Below are 17,451 nucleotides of genomic sequence, written 5' to 3'. Positions count from 1 at the left end.
CCAAAATACCTCGGGGGGCCGAGGCCTTGCCTCGGCGGGGCAGCGCCCCACCGACGCTGCCGCCATCGGCTCAGAAGTCGATGGCGAGCCCCTTCTTCTCCCAGTCGCCATAGCGCACCTGCTCGGGCCCCTCGCGGCCACCGAGCTCGGGCGGCAGGCCCAGCCCCTTGTCGGCCTTGCGCCGTTCCTCTGCCTCGGCCAGCGCGCGCAGCGCGGCGGCGGGCAGCTCCTTCTTCGGCTCTTCGCTCATCGCAGCCTCCGTTTCCTTGTCAGGGGTCGGCGCTTGTTATAGGCCCCGCAGCGAGACGGGACAAGAAAGCTCAGGAGGGCAGCCATGGCCGGCATCGACCTTGCGCGCCGCGCGGCCGCGGCACTGATCGCCGGGGTGACCGAGGCGCACGAGACACTCTCCGAGCAGGCGGGCGTGCTTGCGGGCCTCGCACCGCCCGACCGCGCCCGGGCGCAGCGCCTTGCCATCGCCACGCTGCGCGCCCTGCCGCGCGCCGATGCGATGCTGAAGCCGCATCTGCGCAAGGCGCCCCCCGCCGATCTGCGCGCGCTGCTGCGGCTGGCCACGGTCGAGCTCTGCACCGGCGGCGAGGCGCATGGCGTGGTCAGCGCCGCGGTCGAGCTGACCCATGCCGGCGGCCGGCGGACCGAGGGCTACGCGGGCCTCGTCAATGCCGTGCTGCGCAAGGTCGCGGCCGAAACCGACCGCTGGGCGCGCCTGCCCGAGCCCGCCCTGCCGGGCTGGCTGCGCGGCCGGCTGATGTCGGCCTGGGGCAAGGTTGCGGTGCAGCACATGGAGGCCGCGCAGCGTGCCGGCGCGCCGGTCGATCTGAGCGTGAAGGCGGATGCCGAGGGCTGGGCCGAGCGGCTCGGCGCGACGCTGCTGCCCACCGGCTCGCTGCGGCTTGTCCCCGGCGCGCAGATCTCGGAACTGCCGGGCTTTGCCGAGGGCGCCTGGTGGGTGCAGGACGCGGCGGCGGCGATGGCGGCGAAGGTGCTCGCCCCCGCTCCGGGGGCGCGGGTGCTCGACCTGTGCGCCGCGCCCGGCGGCAAGACGCTGCAACTCGCGGCCATGGGGGCCGAGGTCACCGCGCTCGACATCTCGCCCGCGCGGATGGAGCGGGTGCGCGAGAACCTCGCGCGCTGCGGCCTGAAGGCCGAGACCGTCACCGCCGACGCGCTCGAGTGGCAGCCCGCCGCGCCCTTCGACGCGGTGCTGCTCGATGCGCCCTGCTCGGCCACCGGCACGATCCGGCGCCACCCCGACCTGCCCTTCGTCAAGGACGCGGCCGGGATCAAGCCGCTTTTCGCCCTGCAGACGGCACTGCTCGAGCGCGCGCTCGCGCTCGTCGCGCCGGGCGGGGTGCTGGTCTTCTGCACCTGCTCGCTTTTGCCCGAGGAGGGCGAGGCGCAGCTTGCCACGCTCCTCGAGCGCCACCCCGAGCTCAGCGTCGAGGCGCCCGATCTGCCCGGCATCGAGCCTTCCTGGCGCACCGAAGCCGGCGCGCTGCGGCTGCGGCCCGACTTCTGGCCCGGGCTCGGCGGCATGGACGGCTTCTTCATCGCCCGCCTGCGCCGCACCGCCTGAGCCCCGGAAAACGCCGATGACAGCCGCCGCCCCCCGCTCTATGGTGCCCGCGACTTCGACAGGCAGAGACGGGCTGGCACCGCGACAACCATGACGGGCACGAAACAGGGCACGGGCGGTAACGGGATGCGCGGACGGTGGGCAGGCACGCTCGACCGGCTCGCCCTGATGCGCGCCCGCCGCGCCCGCCCGGCGACCGGCTTCACCCGCCACCCCGAGCCGCGCACCATCGGCGCCTTCGCCCGCGGCCGGCAACTGGTTGCCGGCAACTTCCTGTTCGCAGGCTACCTGATCGAGGGGCCGGGGCGGAAGATCTGGGACCTGCCGATGCCCGACCCCTCCTTCGAGGAAGAGCTGCACGGCTGCACCTGGCTTGACGACCTTGCCGCCGTCGGCGACCGCGCCGCACGCGAGCGGGCACAGGACTGGGTCTTCGACTGGATCGCGCGCTATGGCGCGGGCAAGGGCCCGGGCTGGACGCCCGAGCTGACCGGGCGGCGGCTGATCCGGATGATCAACCACGCGCTCCTGATCCTGAACGGCCGCGACCGCGCCGCCTCGGAACTGTTCTTCCGCGCCCTCTCGCAGCAGACGCTGTTCCTCGCGCAGCGCTGGCACTCGGCCGCGCCCGGCCTGCCGCGCTTCGAGGCGCTGACCGGGCTGATCTATGCCGGGCTCGCGCTGAGCGGGATGGAGCGCCTCGCCGGCCCCGCCGAAGAGGCGCTGGCGCGCGACTGCGCCAGCCAAATCGACGCCACCGGCGGCATCGCGACGCGCAACCCCGAGGAACTCCTCGATGTCTTCACCCTGCTGATCTGGGCCGCCGATGCGCTGACCGCTGCCGGCCGCACCCCGGCCGGGGCGCATCGCGATGCCATCGCCCGCATCGCCCCCACCCTGCGCGCGCTGCGCCATGCCGACGGCGGGCTTGCCCGCTTCCATGGCGGCGGCCGTGGCGCCGAGGGCCGGCTTGATACCGCGCTTGGCGCCTCGGGCGCGCGGGCGCCGGCGCGGCCGGGCCTTGCCATGGGCTTTGCCCGCCTCCATGCCGGGCGCACCACCCTCATTCTTGACGCCGCCGCCCCGCCCCGGGGCGAGGCCTCGGCCAATGCCCATGCCTCGACGCTCGCCTTCGAGCTGACCTCGGGGCGCCGGCCGCTGATCGTCAACTGCGGCTCGGGCCGGCTGTTCGGGCCGGAATGGGCGCGCGCGGGCCGCGCCACCGACAGCCATTCGACGCTGGCGATCGAGGGCTATTCCTCGTCGCGGCTCGGCCCCGAGCGCCGCTTCGGCACCACCACCCGCACCTGGCTCGACGAGACCCCGCGCGAGGTCTGGATGCGGCCCGAAAGCGACCCGGCGCGCCATGCGCTCTTTGGCCATGACGGCTATGTGCCGACGCACGGGCTGACCCATGTGCGCGAACTGGAACTGAGCCCCGACGGCCGCACCCTGCGCGGCGAGGACACGCTCGGCGCGATGACCACGGCCGACCGCAAGCGTTTCGACACCGTGTTCGAGCGCGAGGGCATGCGCGGCATCGCCTTTCAGGTCCGCTTCCACCTCCACCCCGATGTCGACGCCGCGCTCGACATGGGCGGATGGGCGGTGTCGATGGCGCTGAAATCGGGCGAGATCTGGGTGTTCCGCTTCGACGCGCCGGTCGATCTCAGCCTCGCGCCCTCGGTCTATCTCGAAAAGGGCCGGCTGCGGCCGCGCGCCACCCAGCAGATCGTGCTTTCCGGCCGTCTCTACGACCATGCCGTCCAAATCGGCTGGACCTTGGCCAAGGCACAGGATACCCCCGCCGCCATCCGTGACACCGTTGCCGATGCGCCAATCGACCTCTGAGCATAAGGACTGCCAGCCGTGACCAGAAACGTCCCCCTCACCCGCGCCCTGATCTCCGTCTCCGACAAGACCGGGCTGATCGACTTTGCCCGCGCGCTTGCCGCCCGTGGCGTCGAGCTGCTCTCGACCGGCGGCACCGCCAAGGCGCTGCGCGAGGCCGGGCTGAGCGTGCGCGATGTGGCCGAGGTGACGGGCTTCCCCGAGATGATGGATGGCCGGGTGAAGACGCTGCACCCGAAGGTGCATGGCGGTCTGCTGGCGCTGCGCGACAACGAGGAACACCTCGCCGCGATGGCCGCCCATGACATCGAGCCGATCGACCTGCTCGTCGTCAACCTCTACCCGTTCGAGGAAACCGTCGCCAAGGGCGCCGATTACGAGACCTGCATCGAGAACATCGACATCGGCGGGCCGGCGATGATCCGCGCCGCCTCGAAGAACCATGCCTTCGTCGCGACCGTGGTCGACGTGCAGGATTACGAGGCGGTGCTGAAGGAGCTCGATGCCCAGGACGGCGCCACCAGCTACGAATTCCGCCAGAACCTCGCGCAGATCGCCTATGCCCGCACCGCGGCCTATGACGCGGCGGTCAGCACCTGGATGGCGGGCGCGATCCACGAGGACACGCCGCGCCGGCGCGCCTTCGCCGGCACCCTCGCCCAGACCCTGCGCTATGGCGAGAACCCGCATCAGAAGGCGGCCTTCTACCTCGACGGCACGAACCGCCCGGGCGTTGCCACGGCGAAACAGCTGCAGGGCAAGGAACTGTCCTACAACAACATCAACGACACCGACGCGGCCTTTGAGCTCGTCGCCGAATTCGGCACCGAGACCCCGGCCTGCGCGATCATCAAGCACGCCAACCCCTGTGGCGTCGCCACCGGCACCAGCCTGCTCGACGCCTACAAGCGCGCCTTCGACTGCGACCGCACCTCGGCCTTCGGCGGCATCATCGCGCTGAACCAGACCCTCGACGCGGAAACCGCCGAGGCGATCACCGAGGTCTTCTCGGAGGTCATCATCGCCCCCGCCGTCGACGAGGCGGCGAAGGAAGTGGTGGCGAAGAAGAAGAACGTGCGGCTGCTGGTCACCGGCGCGCTGCCCGACCCGAAAGCCGAGATCACCACCTATCGTCAGGTGGCGGGCGGCTTCCTCGTGCAGGGCAAGGACAACGGCGACATCACCCTCGACGACCTCAAGGTGGTGACCGAGCGCGCGCCGTCCGAGGAAGAGCTGAAGGATCTGCTCTTCGCCTGGAAGGTCGCCAAGCATGTGAAGTCGAACGCCATCGTCTATGCCAAGGCCGGCCAGACCGTCGGCGTCGGCGCCGGCCAGATGAGCCGCGTCGACAGCGCGATGATCGCCGCGAAGAAGGCCGAGCGGATGGCGAAGGCCGTGGGCCTTGCCGAAAGCCCGGCGAAGGGCGCGGCCGTTGCCTCGGATGCCTTCTTCCCCTTCGCCGACGGCCTGCTCGAGGCGGTCGAGGCGGGCGCGACCTGCGTGATCCAGCCCGGCGGCTCGATGCGCGACCAGGAAGTGATCGACGCGGCGAACGAACGTGGCCTGGCCATGGTGTTCACCGGCATGCGGCACTTCCGTCACTGACACGACCCCGGCCCGTGCCCTGCGGCGCGGGCCTTCCCGACAGCGGAGACAGGAGCGCGGATGCGGCTGACAGCCTGGATTGCGGCGGCGGTGCTGATCGTCGACCAGATCTCGAAATACGTGGTCGTGCACCTGATGGGGCTCGACCGGGTGGGGGCGATCGAGGTGTTGCCGCCTTGGCTCAACTTCCGCATGGCCTGGAACCAGGGCGTGAACTTCGGCCTGTTCGCGGGTGAGGATGCGCTGACCCGCTGGGGCCTGATCGCGCTGGCGCTTGTCATCGTGGTCTGGGTCTGGCGCTGGATCGCGCGCGACGGCGCGGCGCGGCGCGGGCTGCTGATCTCGGCGGGGCTGCTGATCGGCGGCGCGCTCGGCAATGTGATCGACCGGCTCTTCTATGGCGCGGTGGCCGATTTCCTGAACATGTCGCTGCCCATCTGGCGCAACCCCTTCTCCTTCAACGTCGCCGACATCGCGATCTTTGTCGGCGCGGTGGGGCTTGTCTTCCTGTCCGGCGAGACGGGCGCGAAACGCCGCCGCTGACGCGGATCAGGGCGTGACGGACGCAAGACGATAGGCTAAGACGAGATCGAAACGGTGAGGGAGAGCTTCATGCACGGGTCTTTCGGCAAGATCGGGATCGCGCTCGCGATTGCCCTGCTGGCGGCCGGCTGTTCCTCGAACCGCACGCCGGAGCTGATGCACCTGCGTTCGGCGACCAACGGGCCGGACGAGTTCGGCATCCTGCCGACGAAACCGCTGCAGATGCCCGACAGCCTGAACGAGCTGCCGGTGCCGACCCCGGGCGGCAGCAACATCACCGACCCGACCCCCAACGCCGATGCCATCGCCGCGCTTGGCGGCAAGCCGCCGGTTACCGGCAAGGGCGTGCCCGCAGGCGATGGCGCGCTTGTTGCGCGGGCGGGCCGCTACGGCACCGATGCCGGCATCCGTCAGGAACTGGCCGCGGCCGATTACGACTATCGCAAGAAGAACGACGGCCGCCTGCTCGAGCGGATGCTCAGCGTCAACGTCTATTACAAGGCCTACCGGCCGATGGCGCTGAACCAGGAAGCCGAGATCGAACGCTGGCGCAAGCTCGGCCTGACCACGCCGGCGGCCCCGCCCTCGGGCGCGGCGCAGGAAGCGCTGCCGTAACACCCGTTCAACTCCGCGTTTTTCGGCGCATCGGCGGTTGCCTCGTGCGACGGGCGACGTAAAGTTCGCCCGTCATCAACGAGGAGCCCATGCGCGCATCGATCGCCACCGCTTTCGCGGCCTTCGCCGTCTTCCAGGCCACCGCCCTCGCGGCCGGGGCCGGTCCGGTCAGCCATTTCACCCTGCCCAATGGCCTCGAGGCCGTGGTGATCGAGGATCACCGCGCCCCGGTGGTGGTGCAGATGGTCTGGTACAAGGCGGGCTCGGCCGACGAGCAGCGCGGCCGCTCGGGCATCGCGCATTACCTCGAGCACCTGATGTTCAAGGGCACCGACACGATGGCAGCCGGCGAGCTGTCGAAGACGGTGGCGGCGAATGGCGGCTCGGACAACGCCTTCACCTCCTATGACTACACCGCCTATTTCCAGCGCATCGCCGCCGACCGTCTGCCGCTGGTGATGAAGATGGAAGCCGACCGGATGCGGCATCTGAAGATCTCGCCCGACGACTGGCAGACCGAGCGCGACGTGATTCTCGCCGAGCGTGCGCAGCGCACCGACAGCGATCCGGGCGCGCTCTTCGGCGAGCAGTCGCGCGCCGCGCAATTCCTCAACAGCCCCTATGGCACGCCGGTGATTGGCTGGCGCCAGGAGATGGAGCAGCTCACCCGCGACGATGCGCTCGCCTGGTATCGCCGCTTCTATGCGCCGAACAACGCCGTGCTGGTGGTGGCGGGCGATGTCACGCCGGATGAGGTGAAAACCCTCGCCACGGACTATTACGGCCCCTTGGCGCCGTCCGAGGACATCCCGCCGCGCCTGCGCCCGCAGGAGCCGCCGCAGCTGGCCGCGCGCCGGCTGACCTTCACCGACGCGCGTGTGGCCCAGCCCTATCTGAGCCGCTCCTATCTCGCCACCGAGCGCAACCCGGGGGACCAGAAGAAGGCCGCGGCGCTGACGATGCTGGCCGAGATTCTGGGCGGCAACCCGCAGACCTCGGTGCTGTCGCGCAAGCTTGTCTTCGACAAGGGCGATGCGATCTATGCCTCGGCCTTCTATGACGGCATGTCGATCGACAAGACCACCTTCTCGATCGCGCTGATGCCGGCGCAGGACGTGTCCCTGCCCGAGGCCGAGGCGGCGCTCGACGCGGCGCTGAGCGAGTTCCTGACCGAAGGCATCGACCCGGCGCAGTTCGAGCGCATCCGCACCCAGATCCGTGCCGCGCAGATCTATCAGCAGGATGATGCACAGGGCCTTGCGCAGCAATACGGCGAGGCGCTGGCCTCGGGCTTCAGCATCGCGGACGTGCAAAGCTGGCCCGACGTGCTGATGTCGGTCACCGCCGATGACGTGATGGCCGCGGCGCGCGAGGTGCTGACCCCCGCCGATTCGGTCACCGGCTATATCGAGCGGCCGAAGGACGCGCCGCCCCCCGCCCCCGATGCGCCCGTCTCGCTGCCCGCCACCCAGGAGGTGACGCAATGATCCGCGTGGTTCTCTCCACCCCGCTGCGCCTGGCCGCGCTGACCCTTGCCGCGCTGCTGTTCTCGGTGCCAGCACAGGCGCTCGACATCGAGGAAGTGACCTCGCCCGGCGGCATCAAGGCCTGGCTCGTCGAGGCCCACGACATCCCCTTCACCGCGCTCGAGATCCGCTTCCGCGGCGGCGCCTCGCTCGATGCGCCGGGCAAGCGCGGCGCGATCAACCTGATGACCGCGACGCTCGAGGAAGGCTCGGCCGATCTCGACAGCCAGGGCTTTGCTGCCGCGCAGGAGGCGCTGGCGGCGAAATTCGGCTTCGACGTCGATGACGACACGCTGTCGGTCTCGGCCCGGATGCTGAGCGAGAACCGCGACAAGGCGGTGGAGCTCTTGCGCGGCGCGCTGGCCGATCCGCATTTCGATCAGGCCTCGGTCGACCGGGTGCGCGGCCAGGTGCTGTCGATCCTCGCCTCGGACGCGAAGGACCCGAACGCGATCGCCGGCACCACCTTCCGCAAGCTCGCCTGGGGCGATCACCCCTATGGCAGCTCGCTCAACGGCACCGAGGAGAGCGTCAAGGCGCTGACCCGCGAGGATCTGTTCGACGCCAAGGCGCGGGTGATGGCGAAGGACCGGCTGGTCGTCGCCGCGGTCGGCGACATCACCCCCGAGGCGCTTGGCCAGATGCTCGACCGGCTGCTCGGCGATCTGCCCGCGACCGGCACGCCGATGCCGCCGCGCGCCGAGCTGAAGCTGACCGGCGGCACCACCACCGTCGACTGGGACAGCCCGCAATCGGTGGTGATGTTCGGCCAGAAGGGGCTCGCCATGGACGACCCCGACTTCTTCCCGGCCTATGTGCTGAACCAGATCCTCGGCGCCGGCGGCTTCTCCTCGCGGCTGATGGACGAGGTGCGCGAGAAGCGCGGCCTGACCTATGGCATCTACACCTATCTGGTGCCGAAGGACCTGTCCGAGACCTGGCAGGGCAGCTTCGCCTCGGCGAATGACAAGGTGGCCGAGGCGGTGACGCTGGTGAAGCAGGAATGGGCGAAGGCCGCGACCGGCACGGTCAGCGACAAGGAGCTCGAGGACGCCAAGACCTACCTCACCGGCGCCTATCCGCTGCGCTTCGACGGCAATGCGAACATCGCCGACATCCTGGCGGGGATGCAGCTCAACCGCATGCCGATCGACTATATCGCCAGCCGCAACGACAAGGTGAACGCGGTGACGAAGGACGACATCGCCCGCGTGGCGAAGCGGCTGCTCGACGCCGATGCACTGCGCTTCGTGGTGGTGGGCAAGCCCGTCGGCCTGAACTGAGCCCGGCCCCGGGGCGCGCCCGAATCAATTGGGCTCGCCCCGGGGCTGTGCTATCCCTTGTGGAATGAACGCACAGCCCCCCCAGATCAGCCTCGAACGCCCGGTCATCCGGCAGCTTGACGATGCCGCGGCGAACCGGATCGCCGCCGGCGAGGTGGTCGAACGCCCGGCCTCGGCGGTGAAGGAACTGGTCGAGAACGCGCTCGACGCCGGCGCGCGGCGCGTCGACATCGCCTATGCCGACGGCGGCAAGACCCTGATCCGGATCACCGACGACGGCTGCGGCATGACCGCCGAGGACCTGCCGCTGGCAATGAGCCGGCACGCCACCTCGAAGATCGACGGCTCGGACCTTCTGAACATCCACACCTTCGGCTTCCGCGGCGAGGCGCTGCCCTCGCTTGGCGCCGTCGGCCGGCTCACCATCACCTCGCGCGCCGAAGGGTTCGAGGCGGCGACGATCACCGTCACCGGCGGGCAGATCGGCGCGGTCAGACCCGCGGCGCTGAACCGCGGCACGGTGGTCGAGCTGCGCGATTTGTTTTTCGCCACCCCGGCGCGGCTCAAGTTCATGCGCACCGACCGCGCCGAGGCCGGCGCCATCGCCGATGCGGTGAAGCGGCTCGCGATGGCCGAACCCTATGTCAGCTTCAGCCTGCGCGATGTCACCGGCGGCGGCGAGGGGCGCGAGATCTTCCGCGCCGATGCCGAGCAGGGCGAGCTGTTCGGCGCGCTCGCCGGCCGGCTTGGCCGGGTGCTCGGCCGCGCCTTCAGCGACAATGCCCTGCCGCTCGATGCCGAGCGCGAGGGCATCCGCCTGACCGGCTATGCGGCGCTGCCGACCTATTCGCGCGGCGCCGCGGTCGAGCAGTTCCTGTTCGTGAACGGCCGCCCGGTGCGCGACAAGATGCTTCTGGGCGCGCTGCGGGCGGCCTACATGGACGTGCTCAGCCGCGACCGCCACCCGGCGGCGGTGCTGTTCCTTGGCTGCGACCCCGAGCGCGTCGACGTCAACGTGCACCCGGCGAAGGCCGAGGTCCGCTTCCGCGAATCGGGCGTCCCGCGCGGGCTGATCGTCACCGCGATCCGCCATGCGCTGGCCGAGGCCGGGCATCGCGCCTCCTCGACCGTCGCCAGTGCGACGCTGGGCGCGATGCGGCCCGAGACGGCACCGCTGCCGCCCCGCATCTATCAGATGGACCGGCCGAGCCTTGGCGCGATGCGCACGAGCTATGCCGCGCAGATGCCGCTGGCGCCCCTGCCAGAGGCAGGCCTTGACGAGGCTCCGGCCCCCTTCGCCCCGCCCGCCTGGCCGCCCGAGCCCGTCCTTTACGACGCGCCAAGCGCGCGCGCCGAGGCGCCCGCCGCGCAGGACGAGGCACTGACCCACGCGCCGCTCGGCGCCGCCCGCGCGCAGGTGCACGAGAATTACATCATCGCCCAGACCGAACGCGGCATCGTCATCGTCGATCAGCACGCGGCACATGAGCGCCTCGTCTACGAGCGGCTGAAACGGCAGATGGCCGAGACGGGCGTCGCGGCGCAGGCGCTGCTGATCCCCGAGATCGTCGAGTTCTCCCCCGCCGATGCGGCGCGGCTTCTCGAGGCCGCCGACGATCTCACCCGCCTCGGCCTGACAATCGAGCCCTTCGGCGGCGCGGCGATCGCGGTGCGCGAGACCCCGGCGATTCTGGGCGAGATCAACGCCGGGGCGCTGCTGCGCGACGTGCTCGACGAGCTCTCGGACCTCGGCGACAGCGAGCTGGTGCTGGCAAAGATCGACGCGGTGCTGTCGCGCATGGCCTGCCACGGCTCGATCCGCTCGGGCCGGCGGATGCGGGTGGACGAGATGAACGCGCTGCTGCGCGAGATGGAGGCGACGCCGCTGTCCGGGCAGTGCAATCACGGCCGGCCGACCTATGTCGAGCTGAAGCTGAGCGACATCGAACGGCTCTTCGGTCGGACATGACGACGCTCTCCCCCCTGAACGATCCGCTGGTCCTCGCCGGGCTCGGCGGCGCGGCGCTGGTTGTCGTGCTGCTGCTCTTGGTGCTGCGCGCCGCCGGCCGCTCGGCCCGCGCGCTCGATCCGCTCGTCGCCCAGCTCACCGCGCTTGGCGGCCGGGTGCAGGCGCTCTCGGACGGGCAGCACCAGCTTGCCGGCGGGCTGCACCATGTCTCCGAGGCGCAGGCGGCGAGCCAGGCGCGGGTGCTGCAGCTGATGGAGGCGCGGCTGGCCGAGGTGAACCGGGCGATGACCGAAAGCCTGCACGGCACTGCCACCCGCACCGCGCGCTCGCTCGGCGACCTGCAACAGCGGCTTGTGGCGATCGACAAGGCTCAGGCGAATATCGAGAAGCTTTCGGGCGACGTGCTGGGGCTGCAGGACATCTTGTCGAACAAGCAGACCCGCGGCGCCTTCGGCGAGATCCAGCTGCATGACATCGTGCTGAAGGCGCTGCCTGCCGACAGCTACACGATGCAGGCGACACTCTCGAACGGGCGGCGGGCGGATTGCCTCATTCACATGCCGAACCCGCCCGGGCCGATCGTGATCGACAGCAAGTTCCCGCTCGAGGCCTATGAGGCGCTGCGCCGCGCGAAAAGCCAAAGCGCGCTGATCGAGGCGCAGCGGATGATGCGCATCGCCGTGCGCGCCCATATCCGCGCGATCTCGGACCGCTACATCGTGCAGGGCGAGACCGCCGACAGCGCGCTGATGTTCCTGCCCTCCGAGGCGGTCTATGCCGAGCTGCACGCGAATTTCCCCGAGCTGGTGCGCGAGGGCTTTGCCGCAAAGGTCTGGATCGTCTCGCCCACCACCTGCATGGCGACGCTGCACACCATGCGCGCGGTGCTGAAGGACGCGCGGATGCGCGAGCAGGCCGGCGCGATCCGCCAGGAGCTGGCCGCGCTCTACGCCGACATCGACCGGCTCAGCCAGCGCGTGGGCAACCTCGACCGCCATTTCTCGCAGGCAGCGAAGGACATCGAGGAGATCCGCATTTCCGCCGACAAGGCCGGGAAACGCGCGCATCGGCTCGACAATTTCGACTTCGAGGAACTCGCCCCCGGCGCCGAAGGGCCGCCCCCGCCGGGGCTCCTGCCCTGACAGATGCGGCTTGCACCCGCCGCCGTCTGGGGCGACACTGCACGACCACAGGAGGTCTCCATGCAGCTGCCGATCAGCCCGTCCAAAGTCGCCAATGTCATCATTCGCGCCCGCAAGTTCGACGCCGACATTCCCGGCTCGGGTCAGGGCCGCGAGCTGCGCGCCTTCATCGCCGCGATGAACGAGGACGAGCAGGCGGCGCTGACCGCGGTCATGTGGATCGGCCGCGAGACCTTTGACGCGAGCGAATTCGACGAGGCCTGGCGGACCGCCCGGGAAGAGGCGAGCGCGCCGACCGAGGATTACCTGCTCGGCGTGCCGATGCTGGCCGATTACCTCGAAGACGGCCTGAACGCGCTTGGCATCAGCTTCGAAGAAGCTGAAGACGGCATCGATCCGTCCGTCTGAACGCGGATCGAGGGGCGCTGCCCCTCTTCGCCTGCGGCGAATTCACCCCGAGGTATTTGGGCCAAGATGAAAGACGACTGATTTCTTCCTGGCCGAAACACCTCACGGGGGTGCGGGGGTGTGAAACCCCCGCCCTCATCGCTCAGGCCACCAGCCGATAGCCGCCCGATTCCGTCACCAGAAGCCGCGCGTTCTGCGGATCGGGTTCGATCTTCTGGCGCAGCCGGTAGATATGGGTCTCGAGCGTGTGGGTGGTGACCCCGGCGTTATAGCCCCAGACCTCGTGCAGCAGCACATCGCGCGGCACCACGCCGTCGGTGGCGCGGTAGAGGAACTTGAGGATATTGGTTTCCTTCTCGGTCAGCCGGATCTTGCGATCCTTCGCGTCGACCAGCATCTTCATCGCCGGCTTGAACGTATACGGCCCAAGCTGGAACACCGCATCTTCCGACTGTTCATGCGTGCGCAGCTGCGCGCGCAGCCGCGCCAGCAGCACCGGGAACTTGAACGGCTTCGTCACGTAATCGTTGGCGCCGCTGTCGAGGCCAAGGATGGTGTCGGCATCGGTGTCATGCCCGGTCAGCATCACGATCGGGCATTTCACCCCCTGCTTGCGCAGTTTCTTGCACAGCTCGCGCCCGTCGGTGTCGGGCAGGCCGACGTCGAGCACAACGAGGTCGTAGAGCGCTTCCTTCGCCTTCTCCACCGCCTCGGCACCCGAGCCCGCCTCGTACACTTCGAAATCCTCGGTGGCGACCAGCTGCTCGGCCAGCGCCTCGCGCAGATCGGTATCGTCGTCCACCAGAAGGATCTTTTTCAGTCCAGCCATCTTGTTCGGGCCTCCGTTTCTGTCGGTGTCCTGCGTTCGGTGCAAAGCTGAGGCCCGATCACGCGCACGGCAAGGGGCGTGAAATCTTTCTCACGCGGTCGTGTCGCAGCACCGCGCCATGTTTCAATTTGTTTCAGGCATCGCTATCTCTTGAGCCATGATGACGCCCTTCTCCCTTGGCCCGACGGCCGCCGAACGCCTGAACCGTGCCCGCGCCGATCTGCGCATGGGGCTGCCCGTGGTGCTGTCGGGGCAGCTTGCCGTCGCCGTCGAGACGCTGAGCCCCGAGCGGCTGGCGGCGCTCGCCGCCCTCGGCCCGCTCACCCTCGCGATCACCTCCTGGCGCGCCGAGACGCTGAAGGCCCGCGTCTATGATGGCGACCTCGCCCGGATCGTGGTGCCCAGGGACGCCGATCTTGCCTGGCTGCGGGCGATCGCCGATCCGGCCGACGACCTGCGCATGCCGATGAAGGGGCCGCTGACAAGCCGGCGCGAGGGCGACGCCACGCGCGCCCGCGCCGCGATTGCGCTTGCGAAGACCGCGCAGCTGCTGCCCGCGGCGCTGCTCGCGCCGCTTCCCGATCCGGCGCCCGAAGGGCTGACCACGCTCGACGCCGCCGAGGTGCTGCGCGAGATCTCGGCCGCCGCGGTGCTCACCCCGGTCTCGGCCGCCCGCGTGCCGATGCGCGCCGCCGAAAAGGGCCGGCTCCACATCTTCCGCCCCGACGACGGCGGCGAGGAGCATTACGCCGTCGAGATCGGGTCCCCCGACCGCTCCGAGCCGGTGCTCGCCCGGCTGCATTCGGCCTGTTTCACCGGCGACGTCCTCGGCTCGCTGAAATGCGACTGCGGGCCACAGCTTGACGCCGCGCTGACGCAGATGGGGCATGAGGGAGCGGGGATCCTGCTCTACCTCAATCAGGAGGGGCGCGGCATCGGCCTTGCCAACAAGATGCGCGCCTATGATCTGCAGGATCAGGGCTTCGACACCGTCGAGGCGAACCACCGCCTCGGGTTCGAGGATGACGAGCGCGACTTCCGCATCGGCGCGGCGCTGCTGAAGAAGCTCGGCTTCTCGAAGGTGCGGCTGCTGACCAACAACCCGGCCAAGGTGCGGATGCTCGAGGCGAACGGCATCGAGGTGGTCGAGCGGGTGCCGCTGAAGGTCGGGCTCAGCCGCCACAACGCCGCCTATCTGGCAACGAAGGCGGCGAAGTCGGGCCACATCCTGTAAGCGCGCCGCGGCGATCTGATCCGCCTCGCGCTTCCCCTCCGCCCGGGCGCCGAGATCGTGATCCCCGATCTCGCCTGCTTTCATCTTGGCAAAAATCCCTCGGGGTCCGGGGCAGCGCCCCGGAACCTCCGCCCCGCCCGCGACACGGCCTGAGGCTCAGCCCGCCCGCGGCCCATAATCCCGCGCGCCGAAGATCGCCGAGCCGACGCGCACATGCGTTGCCCCGGCGGCGATCGCAGCCTCGAAATCGGAACTCATCCCCATCGACAGCCCGGCCAGCCCGTTGCGTGCCGCCATCCCGGCAAGGGCGGCGAAATGCGGCGCCGGGTCCACGCCCTCGGGCGGGATGCACATCAGCCCGACGACCGGCAGCTCCATCCCCCGCGCCTCGGCCACGAAGGCATCGACGCCCTCGGGCAGCACCCCCGCCTTCTGCGGCTCGCTTCCGGTGTTCACCTGGATGAAAAGATCGGGGCTCGTGCCGCGCGCCTGCGCCAGCTGCGCGAGTTTCGTCGCCAGCGACGGCCGGTCGAGGGTGTGGATCGCCTCGAAAAGCTCGACTGCGATCTTCGCCTTGTTGCTCTGCAACGGGCCGATCATGTGCACCGCAACGCCCGGGAAACCCGCGCGCCAGGCCGGCCACTTGCCCTGCGCTTCCTGCACGTAATTCTCGCCGAAAAGCCGGTGGCCGGCGCGCAGCACCGCCTCGACCCGTTCGGCCGGCTGCACCTTCGACACCGCGATCAGCTGCACCGAACCGGCAGCCCGGCCCGCAGCCGCCTCTGCCGCGGCGACGCGGCGGGTGATTTCGTCAAGTCCCATGGCATCCTCCATCGCGCCCCAGAAACCACGCGATGGCACAAAAGAAAAGAGCGGGCGCAAGGCCCGCTCTTTCCCGATCAGGTTCTGAAGGATCAGAACTTGAACTTCACGCCGAGGTCGGCGGTGACGTTCGAGCCGTCCAGATCCGAGTCCGAGATGCCGCCGGCGACCGAGGCACCACCGCCCAGATCGTAGGAAGCACCGAGGCCCCACCAGGTCGCGCCGTCGAGGTCGAGAGCCGCGGTGGCGTCATCGGTGAAGTCAACCTTCTGCACGTAACCCATGACGGTGGTCGCGCCGAAGACCGACGACACGCCGAGGCCGTAGGCCTGGTCAACCGGGTTGCCGTCGTCGCCGGCCGCGTAGTAGGCCTTCACCGAGGTGTCGCCGAAGGTCGCGACGCCGGCCAGCTCGAGCTGGGTGGCTTTGTCGTGGCCGAACACGGTGGTGCCGCTCTTGAAGTCGAGGACTTCGTAGCCCAGACCCACGGTGTAGTTCTGGAAGGTGTAGGCCGCGGCGATCGCGTATTCCTGATCCGAGTCGAGCGCAACGTTATAGGCGTTCGAGCCGGTCGCTTCCTTGCCGTCCGACAGCGACGCGGCGACCGAGAAGGCGCCAGCCGAGTAGGTGTACAGCAGGACCGGGTTGTACGCCGAGGTGGTGGCGCCCGAGTCACCGGTCAGGTAGGGGATGTCGTTTTCGAGCAGGCCCTGGCCGTTCAGCGAAGCGAAGCCGGTGTAGTCGCCTTCACCAGCGGTCAGGTCTTCGTAGCCGACTTCCGGCAGGTCGCCGAACAGAGCTTCCGGAGCCGAGACGACGTCGCCCATTTCGAGCTTGCCGAAGGCGCCCGAAACGTAGACCGAACCGGCCGAACCGTTTTCAGCAGCACCCGACTCATGAGCCTTGAACGAGCCACCGAACTCGAGGCCGCCATCGGTCTGACCCGAGAGCGTGAAGATCACGCGGGCGCGGCTCGAGAAGTTCCAGTCGTCGCCGTTGTAGACGACGCCCATGCGGCCGTCGCCCGAGAGCGACACTTCAGCAGCGGCGAAGCCGGCCGAGAAGACCAGGGCGGTCGTCGCGAAGAGAACCTTTTTCATCGTTTTCCCTCATTGTCTCTAAGGTAAACCCCAACTCAGGGAAATCCGAATTGGGTATGGCTGCTTTTTCCCTCCCGCCGCCCCTCATTGCAATGAAAACGACTGGCGCCGGGGCATTGCCGCGGGGCGTGGTGCACTCTTGCCACAGTCCGGCCAACCCCTTGCGCGCGGAGGCCCGCACACGCCCCGCACACGCCCACGTGAAAGCGGCAAGCCGCCGGAAGCGGGGGGCAAGGGCGCCCCCTGCCGGGAAAATCCTTGTCGCCCCGCAGGGCTTGGGCTAGAGACGGTCAAGGCCAACAGCTCGAAGCTCACGGGGACTGCATCCGATGAAAATCCGACACATCCTGCGCGCCGGGACCATTGCAGGTGTCACCCTCACGCTCGTGGGCTGCGGCGGCATTTCCAGCGGGAATCTCTTCGGTGGCGGCTCGCGAAAGGCCGCGCAGACCGAATCCACCGGGCCGATGCCGGACCCGACCCAGGCCTCGCACCTGAGCGGCACCAACAACGACTGGGAATATCGCCAGAAGTCCTCGACGGTGTGGGACCTGTTCTCGAACAGCGACGACCCGAACGTGAAGCTCGAGGTCAACAAGTACATCTGGAACGCGACGCTCGACGTGCTCGACTTCCTGCCGATCCAGACCGTCGACCCGTTCTCGGGCCTGATCGTCACCGGCTATGGCACGCCCCCGGGCGGCGGCCGCGCCTATCGCGCCACGGTGCACATCACCGATCCGGCGCTTGACGCGCGCAGCCTCAAGGTCTCGCTCGAAAGCAAGGGCGGTGCGGTCTCGCCCGACACCGTGCGCGCCGTCGAGGATGCGATTCTCACCCGCGCCCGGCAGCTGCGGATCGCCGATTCGAAGCTCTGAGCCCGGCCGGGCGGGGAATTTTGCCCCCGCCCGCCGGCTCGTCTCTGGA

Annotated in this window: 16 protein-coding genes; 12 read left to right on the top strand and 4 right to left on the bottom strand. The window is 69.4% G+C overall.

Going from position 1 to position 17,451, the window contains the following annotated elements; all coding sequences use genetic code 11:
• Positions 1 to 70: 70 nt before the first annotated feature.
• Positions 71 to 250, bottom strand: a complete 180-nt coding sequence (locus tag EOW66_RS09040; RefSeq protein ID WP_128156066.1) for a DUF1674 domain-containing protein — start codon at positions 248 to 250, stop codon at positions 71 to 73.
• An 84-nt stretch (positions 251 to 334) separates the two neighbouring features.
• Between EOW66_RS09040 and EOW66_RS09035 the strand changes: the two genes are divergently transcribed.
• The 10 genes from EOW66_RS09035 to EOW66_RS08990 all read left to right on the top strand — a co-directional run bounded on the left by EOW66_RS09035 (position 335) and on the right by EOW66_RS08990 (position 12,539).
• On the top strand, positions 335 to 1,597 hold the full coding sequence (locus EOW66_RS09035) for an RsmB/NOP family class I SAM-dependent RNA methyltransferase (protein ID WP_128156065.1): 1,263 nt from the start codon (positions 335 to 337) through the stop codon (positions 1,595 to 1,597).
• A 126-nt stretch (positions 1,598 to 1,723) separates the two neighbouring features.
• Positions 1,724 to 3,448, top strand: a complete 1,725-nt coding sequence (locus EOW66_RS09030) for a heparinase II/III family protein (RefSeq protein ID WP_128156135.1) — start codon at positions 1,724 to 1,726, stop codon at positions 3,446 to 3,448.
• Positions 3,449 to 3,466: 18 nt separating this feature from the next.
• On the top strand, positions 3,467 to 5,053 hold the full coding sequence (purH, locus tag EOW66_RS09025; RefSeq protein WP_128156064.1) for a bifunctional phosphoribosylaminoimidazolecarboxamide formyltransferase/IMP cyclohydrolase: 1,587 nt from the start codon (positions 3,467 to 3,469) through the stop codon (positions 5,051 to 5,053).
• 60 nt (positions 5,054 to 5,113) lie between these two features.
• A complete protein-coding gene (gene lspA, locus EOW66_RS09020) occupies positions 5,114 to 5,596 on the top strand; it encodes a signal peptidase II (RefSeq protein WP_128156063.1) in 483 nt (160 codons plus the stop codon).
• 69 nt (positions 5,597 to 5,665) lie between these two features.
• Complete coding sequence (locus EOW66_RS09015; protein WP_128156062.1) at positions 5,666 to 6,211, top strand: DUF3035 domain-containing protein; 546 nt, start codon at positions 5,666 to 5,668, stop codon at positions 6,209 to 6,211.
• 89 nt (positions 6,212 to 6,300) lie between these two features.
• On the top strand, positions 6,301 to 7,698 hold the full coding sequence (locus EOW66_RS09010; protein ID WP_128156061.1) for a M16 family metallopeptidase: 1,398 nt from the start codon (positions 6,301 to 6,303) through the stop codon (positions 7,696 to 7,698).
• Positions 7,695 to 9,020, top strand: coding sequence for a M16 family metallopeptidase (locus EOW66_RS09005; protein WP_128156060.1), 1,326 nt, complete (start codon positions 7,695 to 7,697; stop codon positions 9,018 to 9,020). The genes EOW66_RS09010 and EOW66_RS09005 overlap by 4 nt, the downstream gene beginning before the upstream one ends.
• A gap of 64 nt (positions 9,021 to 9,084) precedes the next feature.
• Entirely contained in the window at positions 9,085 to 10,989 is a 1,905-nt protein-coding gene (mutL, locus tag EOW66_RS09000) for a DNA mismatch repair endonuclease MutL (RefSeq protein WP_128156059.1), read from the top strand.
• A complete protein-coding gene (locus EOW66_RS08995) occupies positions 10,986 to 12,131 on the top strand; it encodes a DNA recombination protein RmuC (protein ID WP_128156058.1) in 1,146 nt (381 codons plus the stop codon). The genes mutL and EOW66_RS08995 overlap by 4 nt, the downstream gene beginning before the upstream one ends.
• Before the next feature lie 60 nt (positions 12,132 to 12,191).
• Positions 12,192 to 12,539, top strand: a complete 348-nt coding sequence (locus EOW66_RS08990; protein WP_128156057.1) for a DUF3775 domain-containing protein — start codon at positions 12,192 to 12,194, stop codon at positions 12,537 to 12,539.
• A gap of 142 nt (positions 12,540 to 12,681) precedes the next feature.
• Here the strand turns inward: EOW66_RS08990 and EOW66_RS08985 are convergent, their stop codons facing one another.
• On the bottom strand, positions 12,682 to 13,368 hold the full coding sequence (locus EOW66_RS08985) for a response regulator transcription factor (protein WP_113898578.1): 687 nt from the start codon (positions 13,366 to 13,368) through the stop codon (positions 12,682 to 12,684).
• A 157-nt stretch (positions 13,369 to 13,525) separates the two neighbouring features.
• Here EOW66_RS08985 and ribA point away from each other — a divergent pair, with 157 nt between their 5' ends.
• The gene (ribA, locus tag EOW66_RS08980) at positions 13,526 to 14,602 is read left to right on the top strand and encodes a GTP cyclohydrolase II (RefSeq protein ID WP_128156056.1); all 1,077 of its coding nucleotides are present in this window, start codon (positions 13,526 to 13,528) and stop codon (positions 14,600 to 14,602) included.
• Positions 14,603 to 14,758: 156 nt separating this feature from the next.
• Here ribA and EOW66_RS08975 read toward each other — a convergent pair whose 3' ends face one another.
• Complete coding sequence (locus tag EOW66_RS08975) at positions 14,759 to 15,424, bottom strand: YggS family pyridoxal phosphate-dependent enzyme (RefSeq protein WP_128156055.1); 666 nt, start codon at positions 15,422 to 15,424, stop codon at positions 14,759 to 14,761.
• 92 nt (positions 15,425 to 15,516) lie between these two features.
• The gene (locus EOW66_RS08970) at positions 15,517 to 16,524 is read right to left on the bottom strand and encodes a porin (RefSeq protein ID WP_128156054.1); all 1,008 of its coding nucleotides are present in this window, start codon (positions 16,522 to 16,524) and stop codon (positions 15,517 to 15,519) included.
• Positions 16,525 to 16,853: 329 nt separating this feature from the next.
• Here EOW66_RS08970 and EOW66_RS08965 point away from each other — a divergent pair, with 329 nt between their 5' ends.
• Positions 16,854 to 17,402 (top strand): DUF3576 domain-containing protein, encoded by a 549-nt coding sequence (locus EOW66_RS08965; protein WP_164881074.1) that lies wholly within the window; start codon positions 16,854 to 16,856, stop codon positions 17,400 to 17,402.
• The last annotated feature ends 49 nt before the right edge of the window (positions 17,403 to 17,451 follow it).

It is taken from the genome of Paenirhodobacter huangdaonensis (genome assembly GCF_004022465.1).
In the GTDB taxonomy this organism is placed as follows: domain Bacteria; phylum Pseudomonadota; class Alphaproteobacteria; order Rhodobacterales; family Rhodobacteraceae; genus Rhodobacter; species Rhodobacter huangdaonensis.
This window is presented reverse-complemented; position numbering and strand designations above follow the sequence as displayed.